At 59.9% G+C, this 10,615-nt stretch carries 9 protein-coding genes; all 9 read right to left on the reverse strand.

The features are described 5' to 3' along the window. Positions 1 to 58: 58 nt before the first annotated feature. Positions 59 to 943 carry an alpha/beta fold hydrolase gene (locus tag G3N64_RS29945; protein ID WP_241021278.1) on the reverse strand — a complete coding sequence of 295 codons (885 nt, stop codon included), beginning with the start codon at positions 941 to 943 and terminating at the stop codon, positions 59 to 61. A 78-nt stretch (positions 944 to 1,021) separates the two neighbouring features. Beyond that, complete coding sequence (locus G3N64_RS29950; protein ID WP_048985709.1) at positions 1,022 to 1,795, reverse strand: SDR family oxidoreductase; 774 nt, start codon at positions 1,793 to 1,795, stop codon at positions 1,022 to 1,024. Positions 1,796 to 2,305: 510 nt separating this feature from the next. Next, a complete protein-coding gene (locus tag G3N64_RS29955; protein WP_205787339.1) occupies positions 2,306 to 3,010 on the reverse strand; it encodes a LuxR C-terminal-related transcriptional regulator in 705 nt (234 codons plus the stop codon). Between the two features lie 267 nt (positions 3,011 to 3,277). Beyond that, on the reverse strand, positions 3,278 to 4,210 hold the full coding sequence (locus G3N64_RS29960; protein ID WP_205787340.1) for a LysR family transcriptional regulator: 933 nt from the start codon (positions 4,208 to 4,210) through the stop codon (positions 3,278 to 3,280). Between the two features lie 591 nt (positions 4,211 to 4,801). Next, positions 4,802 to 5,974: a Gfo/Idh/MocA family oxidoreductase gene (locus G3N64_RS29965; protein ID WP_346778845.1), complete on the reverse strand. Its 1,173-nt coding sequence runs from the start codon at positions 5,972 to 5,974 to the stop codon at positions 4,802 to 4,804. Continuing rightward, positions 5,895 to 6,905, reverse strand: a complete 1,011-nt coding sequence (locus tag G3N64_RS29970; protein ID WP_205787341.1) for a Gfo/Idh/MocA family oxidoreductase — start codon at positions 6,903 to 6,905, stop codon at positions 5,895 to 5,897. Before G3N64_RS29970 ends, G3N64_RS29965 begins: the two co-directional genes overlap by 80 nt. 14 nt (positions 6,906 to 6,919) lie before the next feature. Then, positions 6,920 to 7,912 carry an inositol 2-dehydrogenase gene (iolG, locus tag G3N64_RS29975; protein ID WP_205787343.1) on the reverse strand — a complete coding sequence of 331 codons (993 nt, stop codon included), beginning with the start codon at positions 7,910 to 7,912 and terminating at the stop codon, positions 6,920 to 6,922. Between the two features lie 49 nt (positions 7,913 to 7,961). Beyond that, the gene (locus G3N64_RS29980; RefSeq protein ID WP_205787345.1) at positions 7,962 to 8,942 is read right to left on the reverse strand and encodes a Gfo/Idh/MocA family oxidoreductase; all 981 of its coding nucleotides are present in this window, start codon (positions 8,940 to 8,942) and stop codon (positions 7,962 to 7,964) included. Between the two features lie 217 nt (positions 8,943 to 9,159). Continuing rightward, positions 9,160 to 10,326: a Gfo/Idh/MocA family oxidoreductase gene (locus tag G3N64_RS29985; protein ID WP_205787347.1), complete on the reverse strand. Its 1,167-nt coding sequence runs from the start codon at positions 10,324 to 10,326 to the stop codon at positions 9,160 to 9,162. Positions 10,327 to 10,615: the final 289 nt, after the last annotated feature.

A 10,615-nucleotide genomic window follows, 5' to 3' on the forward strand; every position in this document is an offset into this window, starting at 1 on the left:
CGGATTTCTCCAGACGCTGGCCAGATCGTCAGAAGCGGCACCTGCTTGTCCGCTCGTACTATCCGAAGAAACTCTCGAGTTCCTTTGCAAGCGCCTCGGGCGCCTCTTCCGGGATGTAGTGTCCGGAAGCTACCATCGTGCCGCGAACGTCCGCAGCGACCTGCTGCAGCTGCGGGACCAGGTCGGGCATTGATCCCTGATCTGCACGGACCGCAAGGACCGGCATCTTGAGCTTGCCCTTCGCACTCAATTCGCGATTCTGCTCGGCAGACACCGAGATAGCGCGGTAATAAGCGAGACCGCCTTTCAGGCCATTCGTCAGGAATACGCGATGGTATTCCTCGAAGTCCGCTTTGGAGAACACCTGCGGATTTGCCGCCTTCCGTTGCAAATACCACTCGAGATAGATGTGCTCGCGGCCGGCCAAGAGCGCTTCCGGAAGATCCGGAATGTTGTGGAATGCGACGTGCCACGTCCGCCACGCAACGTCAGAAGCCCACGGGAGCGTATCCGGAAGACTGATGCCCGGGATACCCGTGTCGAGAATCGCGAGGCCGGTGACCTTGTCGCCATTCATCGCCGCGTAGGGATAGCCGACCCATCCACCGATGTCGTGTACGACAAGTGCATGTCGATCGACACCGAGTTTCTCGACCAGACCACGAAGGAGTTTGCCGGCCTTGACCGTGTCGAGCGCACCCGCGGGACGATCCGAGTCACCTTGCCCGGGAAGATCCGGAGCAATAACACGGTACCGATGCCCCAGCAGAGGCAGAACCTTGCGCCACGCATACCAGCTTTGAGGGAAACCGCAAATCAGAACCAGCACGTCGCCGTCCGGCTTGCCGCCGCTCACATAATGCATCCGCACGCCATCAACCGTCTGAAAGCCTCGTTTGAATCCCTCGATGCCGGTCTCCGGCCATTCACGATTCGAAAACATTCACAAGCTCCTGTTGTTCCACCGACATGTGCAGGCGCGGGCACCTGCGCCGCGCCACGCGTGTAGCCAAACGCCCGCTCAGAAAGGATCCCGGGCAGCAGCAAGCCAGCCGCCGTCCATCACGTACTCGCTGCCATGCACGAAGTCGGCATCATCGCCACCCAAATACGCGGCGAGCTTGGCAATTTCTTCCGGCTGACACCAGCGACGGGCCGGGAATTTCTGCAGGGCCGCCTCCATATCAGGCGAATTCGCCGTCGTGTGCTCCGACATCGCCAGCGGGGTTGCGGTTGCGCCCGGGCAAATCGTATTGACACGAATGCCGCGCGCGCCGTATTCGAAAGTGAGTTGTCGAGTCAGACCGATCACACCGTGTTTGGACGCCGTGTAGGCAGTCCCGCCGCCCGCAGCACTGAAGCCCGAGGTGGACGACGTGTTCACGATCGCCCCTTTGCCCTGCTTCAGCATCTGCGGAATGACCGCTCGAGCCATCAGGAAGGGTCCCGTGAGGTTAACGGCGATGACGCGGTCCCACTCTTCGACGCTCACTTCGTGAGCCGTCGCGTGTCCATCCAGAATGCCGGCGTTATTGCACAGAAGATCGATGTGCCCCCAACGCTCGATCACCGCCTTGACAGCGGCCTCGACGCTACGCGGGTCGCTGACGTCCACTTGATGTGCGTACGCCATCGACGGATTCGCCAACGCTTCGACAGTGGCAACGGCATTCTTGAGATTGATGTCGAGTGCGGCTACGTTCGCCCCTCTCGAAACGAACTCGCGAACCATTGCTCGCCCCATGCCGGAACCAGCACCGGTTACGACAACCACGCGCCCGGAATAATCATTCACTGAAACGTCTCCTTGACTTCACTTTAACCAGCACGTGCGCTGCTCACTGAGCCGGCGAATCGTGCGCTTTCTGTTTCCAGGATTCGCTTGCATGCATCGTCTTGCGCCAATTAGACGAGGTCCAATTGTGATTCTCGATGCATGCAGATCACGAATTTCTATCAATTCGGCGAACTGGACCGAATACGGTCCACAATCAACCGGCACTCGGCAAACATCCGTCACGCATCGGACGTTAATTCGTTATGCGAATTGACAGCCGGACGCCGCTCAAGCCATGTGTAACGCGCACCACCCTCAAGGTTGAAGATCGTGATCGATGAAGTGAGCTGTCAGGCCACGCAACAGGCGTGAACCAATGCGAGAGTTACGACCGTCTGGATGATGTCCGGCGGCCTTGAAACCATTGTATGTATGGCCAAGACGCCGTGCGTCCATCCAAAGGATGAGAAAAATTTCCGTTGATGCAAGCGGCGGCGAAGACGAACGCACCGCCCCGGTGCACCCAGGCTATTTCGTTGTCGGTGTGCCCAGGTCGGCGGAGAACGCCGCAAGCTGGGTTCGGCTCTCGATGCCCAGCTTGCCCAGGATTCGAATGACGTGCGACTTGACGGTGGCAAGCTCGATGCCCAGCGTCTCGGCGATATCCCTGTTGGACAGGCCGGCGGTCATCAGGGACGCGACTGAGAGCTCCCGCTCCGTCAGGAAGTACTCGTTTCGCAGCGCGTGGTCTGCCTGGACCTTCTTGACGGATGCAAGCATCGAGAAGCTGTGCTGCATATAGTCGTACATCTGTCCGAAGGGTTCTGGGGTCGAGAACGGGCTATCGCCTTGCTTCTTGATGACGGAGAGGCACGCTAGTGGTGTATCTCCCGCCCAGAACAGGAACCCGACTTCGTCCACGAGCCCGTACTTCCTCTGGTAATCCGACCAACTGGAGTGCTGGTCGTCGCGCTTTGCCCCTTTGAGGGTCACTACGGTCGCACGCTGTTTAATCAGACGATAGACGTTCAGCGGATCGGCCGAGGCGAATACCGTGTAATAGTCCTTGATGGTCTCTTCAGGCCATCCCATCTGGGTGTGCGGCAATAGCTGGTCGTGCGAATCGAGCCATGTGAACACGGCGGCCGAACAATTGAGCATCGACCGTGCAAAGTTAACGGTCTGAAGAGCGAACTCCTGGGATTCCTTGAATTTGCTGACTTCGACTAACATCGCCAATTCTCTTTGCCGGTAGGGATGAGCGCGAGCGCCGATCGCCCGAAATCAGCGGCCCGACAGGTGCGCCAGCACCGAAACCGAAAGCCTCATGAGCGGAGAGCATGAAATTCGCACCAGACTAACATCTGATACCTAATGCGACAGGCTACCGCAACGCGCCGCCGGATCATATTAGGGAAGTCATATACCCGCCGGCGACCATATTCCGAAAGTCAATCGGTACGCCGCCACTGCCCGAACGACCGCAATCGGGATGATCGGTCAGGCGGCCCGGATCAGCGTCTCCGGTTTTCCTCGGCAGTATGTGGCGCACACGTCCCGGGCCGCGTCGGCTGCCGCTACGACGGCCGGTGATGCATTGACCGGCATGCACAACGACACGTCGATCGACGGCGGCTGCGGCTCCAGCGCGAGCTCGGCGATTCGCCCGTTTTCCAGTTCGTCATGCACGAACAGGTGCGGGACTGCCCCGACACCGTATCCATCACGCACCAATTGCACGATCGCAGCGACCGAAGAGGCACAGGTTATGCGTATCGCCTCGTCCGGGATGCCGGCTCCACCGGCCAGTGTTCGGACGATGCGTTCCACCGCCAGGTGCGACGTCGTGCCCCTTCCGAATGTCAGTATCGGCCGCGCCAGGGCGAGGTGAACCGGATCCACGTCCGAACCGGAAAGCAGCTCCCGGCTGACAATCCATCGAACCGGATAGCTTGCAATCCTGCTCGACATGACCTTGTCGCTACCAACGACCTCTGCGCAGACAGCCATGTCGAGCTCGCCCTGCAAGATTTTCTTGTTCAGCGCCGGGCTCGAATCTACGGTCAGCTCGACCACCAAGCCCGGGACGCGCTCCCTCAACTGCGTCACATACGAGGAAAGCCAGCTGTGAACGATCGTGTCTATCACGCCGAAACGTATCGGTCCGCGTAACGCGAGATCGAGACCGGCTGCCTTCTTGAGCGCACGGGTCGCGTCTACCACGTTCATCGCCAGCGTCAACAAGCTCTGCCCAGACAGGGTGAGACGAAAATCCGCCGCCGTTCGATCGACGAGCTCGGTCCTCAACTCGTCTTCCAACGCCTTGATACGTGTCGATATCGTCGCGGGCGAAGTATGAAGAAGACGCGCCGTAGCCCGGAAGCTGCCTTGTTGCGCGAGCGTCACGAACGTCTCCAGGAAGCGTGTATTCATTGCCTCACCATCGAGGATGCAGGTTTCCGTCCCGTCATACGCCACAGAACACCTGCCTGCGCCCGTCGATCTTCTCGAGTCAACACGGCGAAGACAGCGCATTGGTGCCGAACATCGATACGTTCGTATCTGCTTGTCAGGAAAATGTTGACAGCCGTGTGCGGAATTTCTCGTTGGCTCAAGATCATTTCCGATCCTATTATTTATTCGCATTCCTTCTTTACGACGTAGAGTGCGAAAGCCATTCGGCAAACCGCGAATCTCGAAACGACGGATATATCTGGACCCTCGCCCCATGACGCCACGGAAAGTTCTCGGCACCGCCCTTCACAACGCTGCCCCGGTAACCCGCACGAACCATCGAAACGTACCCGCCGCGGACCGGCGAAACGTCTCTCCGTACACCGCCCTTCTGCGTGAACCGATGTCTTCCATCGCGGCGAATGTTCCCGATCGGCCCGATCTCCGATCGGTATCGATCCTCGGATACAACTAAGTCTCGCGCCACGGATCTGCATCCGCGACAGGAATTCGAGGCACGCCGAGCGAGCCTCGGATAGTGTGTCGCGCAAGTTCTCTCGACTTGAACGCCTACAGCAGCAGCCGCTTCTCCGTTCTCGGTACGGCGCGCACATCATCGAGCGTCAGGTTTCGGCGGCTGAAACGCGTCGGTTCGACGGACACCACCGTTCCCGTGCGAGCAGACGCCTCGATCGCCAGCAAGGCCCTCAGGTCAGCCAGGCCCTCTTCGACACTTGACGCAGGTTTGCTGCGTTTCTCAATGCATTCGGAGAACTGCTGAATCAACCCGCCGAAGTGATCGCAGTGCCGGAAATGCATCGTCTCCGAAGCATCCTTCGTGTTCAGTACCATTCGCGTCGGCGTTTCGAACCTGAAACCGGGCTCCATGGTCAGGTCCCCTTCGGTTCCCAGCACCCTGTACATATCGATCGACGCCGTGCCAAAACTGCAATAGAACTGCGCGATTCGATCGCGAGGGAAGCGCAACGTGACAGCAATGGCGTCGTCGATGTCCGAGAAGCGAGGATCTCCGGGCCGGCGCGTCGTGATCGCCGACGCATCGACAGGTTCGTCGGAGAAGACATGCCGCGCCGCGTTGACGCAGTAAATCCCGATGTCTTGAAGCGGGCCGCCCCAGTTCTTGCTGTCCAGCCGGTGGTTGCCCGTCGCGGACTGAAATCCGAACACTCCACTGAAGTACTTCGGATCACCGATGCGGCCGTCCCGGATCGCTTCCAGTGCCGCGATCGTCCCTGCCTCGTGATGCAAGCGGTAACAGGTGCTCAGCATCACGCCGGCCTCGGCTGCCGCCCCAATCATCGCCTCGGCATCCGCGACGTTGGTCGCCATCGGCTTCTCGACCAAGACGTGCTTTCCGGCTCGCGCCGCGCGAATCGCATAATCGGCGTGGAGCGGATTGGGGACCGCGATATAGACCGCGTCGACGACATCGCTGTTCAGCATCCGGTCGTAGTCGTCGTACTCGACGATCGTGTCGACCCCATGGAATCTCGCGAGCTTCCGCGCCCCGTCAGGATTTCCGGAAACCAACGCACCGATCGTCGAATTGCCTGTCTGAGCAACAGCCGGCATGAACGCCTCTTGCGATATCCATCCCGCGCCTACAACAGCGTATCTGATCATGTCTTCCCCATTGCTTGGCTCAGGAACCGTAGACGATCGGCACGACACGCCGCTCGCGCAAAGACCGACGCGCCGCGTCCAGTACGACGGCTGCATCATATGCGTCGTCGAGTGTCGACAACGGCGTCATACCTTTCGCGACGCATTCGTTCACGAAGAAGCTTTCGACCTGAAGAAAGCTGTCCCAGTAGGTCGCGTCATCCCAAAACGGAAGTCTCGCGTCGCCAAACTTCGTGACGTCCCAAGGGATCACGCCGCTTCCGTCGGAGCCGATGATCTTGAAATAGACGGACCAGGGATCCCGACTGCGATCGTCGGCTGAAAAACTTCCCCAAAGATTCGCAATTGTTCCGTTCGGATATTCCGCGGTGATCATCAGTTGATCGTCTGCATTTGGATCGTCGAAATGGACATTGGAACCGGTCGCGAACACCGACGACGGGCGACCGACGAAATACAGCATGCAGTACGCGTGATGCACCATCAGCTCGCGCATCGTCAGATCCGGCGCGCCGATCGAAGCGTCATGTCGCTTGTTGTAGATTGCCCAGAAATTGACGATCCTTCCCAGTTTCCCGGAAGCGACATGCGCATGCAGTCGTCGCATGCTCTCTGCATAAACATAATTGTGGGAAGGCATGCAGACCCTCGATTGCGAACGTGCAATCTCCGCGAGCTCGCGAATCTGCATCGCCTGCTCGCACAGCGGCTTCTCGAGCAATACGTGTTTGCCTGCCAGCAGCGCACGCCTGGCCAAGTCGAAATGCGATGCGGTGTTCGTGCACACGACAACTGCGTCGACCACTTTGTCGCCCAGCAGTTCGTCAACGGTTTCGTATGCGCGCCCACCAAACCTGTCGACGAATTCCAGCGCCTTCCTGTAAGTCCGACTCCAGCCGCCGCAAAACAACTGCGGGTCCATTTCGTTGAGAGCCGTCACGTGCAGCTCTGCTGCGTTGCCGAGGCCGACAATGCCGATCTTCATGGGAGCACCCGATATGTGTGAAATGACGGCGACCGGCTTTCTCATGCCGGTCGCCGAGGTCAACCAGCGATGTCCACCGGCTGCCCGCGCTGCCACGAAAGGGTGGCCGCGTCGGCGATCAACTGGGCCTTCAGGCCATCGCTGGCGTCCGGTTTCGGCATTTTTCCTGCCGAAACGGCGTCGACGAAGTAGCGCATTTCGGCGAGATACGCGGCGCCGAAGCGCTCGAGAAAGAACGGTTGCGCGACCGGCATGGCGAACCCTGCCTCCGTGGCTTGCTCCACCCGAGACTCGTGAACGTTCTTGACGCGCAGCATGCCGCGCGATCCGTGGACCTCGAGTCGCTGGTCATAGCCATAGGTCGAGCGGCGCGAATTCGAGATCTGGCAGATCCGCCCAGACGTCGTCGTCAGGATGACTGCCGCCGTATCCACGTCGCCGACCTCCGCAATGGACGGTTCGACCAGCACCGATCCGGTGGCGAACACACGCACCGGATCTTCCCGCATCAGGAATCGCGCGAGGTCGAAATCGTGAATCATCATGTCGCGAAAGAGGCCACCGGACGTCTTCAGATACGACAGCGGCGGCGGCGCCGGATCACGCGAGGTGATCGTGATGGTCTCGACATTTCCGATCTCACCCTCGTGCACGCGACGCGCCAACTCACCGAAGTGCGGGTCGAACCGCTGGTTGAACGCCGTCATGAAGGGCACCCCCACATTCTCGACGGCGTCCATGCATGCCCTCACCCGCGCCGACGACAGGTCGATGGGCTTCTCGCAAAAGATGGCCTTTCGCCCAACCACCGCCGCGTGAACGAGATCGAAATGCGTCGATGACGGTGTCGCAATCACCACAGCATCGATGTCCTTCCCTTCGAGAATGTCCGATGCATCGCGTGCGTCAACCCCAAATCGGTCAGCACAGACTGCTGCGGCGCTCTCGTTGACGTCCGCTACCGCGACTAGCTTTGCCGACGGAATCTGCTTGATACTGAGTGCATGAACCTGACCAATGCGTCCACATCCGAGAATTCCGATTCTGATCATTTTTCCTCCTGAGTCGCACAAACCTCTGCATTTCCGTGCATAGGCGTGACTACGCGTACATCGTCGGACGGTAACGCTCGGCCGCGAACGTCACGGATGTTCCGCGCCCCATCGCAACGACGATCTGCTCTGCGACAGACGTCGTGACATAGCCGTCCCAGGCATTCGCGCCACCGCTTGACGTACCGGCGCCGATCGAGCGAACCCACTCATTGAGTTGCTTCACATAGGCCGATCTGAATCGGTCGATCCAGTTACCTGCATAGGCCGTCTTGCCGTAGCCGCCGGCATTCCTGCCAACACATCCGGGCGGAGCGGTCTCGATCGTTCCGTTTCGCCCGACGACCTGTACGTGCACGTGATAGCCGTACTGGCAATTCATGAACACCTCCGACGACACGATCACGCCGCCGGCCATTTCCATCACGACGACCATCGGATCGCCATTTCCAGCACTGTAGACACGTGTGCCAACAGGTTCGGAATCGAGCAACCAGCGGCTTGCATCGATTTCGTGAACGAACGCATTGGTGATGGACATCGGGCCGTTGAACCAGTCCGGCGCGACGGGATTGCGGTGGACGTTGTGCACGACGACCGGTGCACCGATCTCGCCGTCTCGGACAGCACGCTTCATCTCGATGTACGGCTGGTCGAAACGACGCATATAACCGACCTGGACCAGCCTTCGGCCCTTCGCCATTTCCGCGTCGACGACCTTGAGTGCCTCGGCCGCCGTACCGGCTAGCGGCTTCTCGCACAGAACCGGCTTGTCGGCCTCGATGCACTGCAATACGAGGTCGCCGTGCAGCGTGTCCGGTGCGGCAACGAGAACGGCGTCGACATGCTCGGAGCGAATCAGCTCCCGCGGGTCCGTATAGACTCTCGAACTGCCCGCCACGGCCCGCGCGCGCCCTTCATCGGCATCGCAAACCGCGACCAACGCCGCACCCGACGTCTCTTCACGCAGAATGCGCGCGTGCTCCGATCCCATGACGCCGACGCCGATCACCCCGATTGCCAAGGTCATCCCCTGCCTCCGATCTATTGACACGTTATCGTTCGAACGCGGCCATGCTGGAGGCCGCATCCGGATCTATCGCAGTTCGCCGCCCGGACGGTGATGCTTCGACGTTGGCCGCCAATGAGGAGGCGCTCGCCGGATCCTTTGCCGACGAGCCGCGTTACCGATTTGCCACTCACCGAGGACGCTCACCGTCTCCGCACGACTTCAGGCGGCGGCCGTGTTATCGGCGAGCCGGCTGCTGGATGTGTTCCCACACGCCGCTCTGTCCCGACACGAGGATCGCGTCTGCGATGCGCTCGATCTGGACGCCGTCCTCGAAGTTCGGTGCGGCAGGCTGGTTTCCGGCGATTGCCTGCAGGAAGTTGTACCACTCGATCGACTTGATATCGATGTAGCCTTGCCCCATCCCGGCAACCGGCCACAGCTTGTCGCCGAACGGTTGATGCGGGCCCGAGTAGATCGTGCGGAAGCCGAACGCGTCCGAAGGATCGTCCGCGAATGCCACGCGCAGTTCGTTCAGCCGCTGATAATCGAACGCAATCGAGCCACGGGTACCGTGGATTTCGAAGCCGAGCTGGTTGTGGTGGCCCCACGCATTGCGCGTCACTTCGATCGTCCCGCACACGCCGTTGGTGAACTTGATCATCGTCATGGCCATGTCGTCGACGTCGACCTTGCCCTTTTCCGACGATGCCTGACCTGCCGGGCCGAAGAAACGGCCAGCCGGCAGCGGCCGCTCGGCGATGAAGGTCTTGACGATCGAGTTCACCGATTCGAACTCGCCGACGAGCAGGCGCGCCGCATCGATGACGTGCGTGCCGATATCGCCAAGCGTGCCCGAACCGGCCTTCTCCTTGTTGAAGCGCCACGACAGCGGCGTGCTCGGATCCGCGCCCCAGTCCTGCAGGTAGTAGCCGCGGAACGTCAGGATCTCGCCGATACGCCCTTCGTCGATCAACCGCTTGGCCATCTGCAACGCCGGCGTATGGCGATAGTTGTACGAAATCATCGTGACCACGCCCGTTTCCTTCGCGGCTGCATACATGGCTTCGGCGTCGGCCACCGTCATGGCCATCGGCTTTTCGCACATCACGTGCTTGCCCGCCTTCGCGGCGGCGATCGCGATCGCCGCGTGCGTGTCGTTCGGCGTGCAGATGTCGACGATATCGATATCCGGGCGCGACACGACTTCTCGCCAGTCCGTCGCGTGCTCGGCGAACCCATATTGCGCAGCTGCATTGCGTGCGAGTTCGTCGTCGATGTCGACCACGACCTTGCGTTCGATTTCCACCGGCGAGCCGAACAGGATCGGCACCACGGCAGTAGCGATGGAATGGGCCTTGCCCATGAAGCCAGTGCCCACCAGAGCGACATTCAGTTTTTTCACGGTTTTCCTCCAATAAGGCTGTCGTACTCGTGACGCACTCAGCCGATTCCTTGACTCTTCCGACATCAATTTGATTGTTCGCCAGTCACTCAGGATTCCGAATCACATGACGTGCACCTTCTACATCTCGACAATTCACGCTCGATTCAATGTCTCTTTCGCTCCTTAGAGGCCAGTTCAAAAAGACCCTCGAGGGGCTGTTAACTTCGCCGGCGACCTGTTAACCTCAAGCATCTGAGCAACGGGATCATGAGGAATGCAAGCGCCGATCGTTGATGACGAATTGTGG

The sequence above is a fragment of the Burkholderia sp. Ac-20344 genome (genome assembly GCF_017104975.1).
Lineage (GTDB): Bacteria > Pseudomonadota > Gammaproteobacteria > Burkholderiales > Burkholderiaceae > Burkholderia.

Coding starts and splice junctions, on each gene's coding strand:
- G3N64_RS29965 (WP_346778845.1), bottom strand. CDS start 5,974: ATGATGCAGCCGTCGTACTGGACGCGGCGCGTCGGTCTTTGCGCGAGC.
- G3N64_RS29960 (WP_205787340.1), bottom strand. CDS start 4,210: ATGAATACACGCTTCCTGGAGACGTTCGTGACGCTCGCGCAACAAGGC.
- iolG (WP_205787343.1), bottom strand. CDS start 7,912: ATGATCAGAATCGGAATTCTCGGATGTGGACGCATTGGTCAGGTTCAT.
- G3N64_RS29970 (WP_205787341.1), bottom strand. CDS start 6,905: ATGAGAAAGCCGGTCGCCGTCATTTCACACATATCGGGTGCTCCCATG.
- G3N64_RS29945 (WP_241021278.1), bottom strand. CDS start 943: ATGTTTTCGAATCGTGAATGGCCGGAGACCGGCATCGAGGGATTCAAA.
- G3N64_RS29955 (WP_205787339.1), bottom strand. CDS start 3,010: ATGTTAGTCGAAGTCAGCAAATTCAAGGAATCCCAGGAGTTCGCTCTT.
- G3N64_RS29980 (WP_205787345.1), bottom strand. CDS start 8,942: ATGACCTTGGCAATCGGGGTGATCGGCGTCGGCGTCATGGGATCGGAG.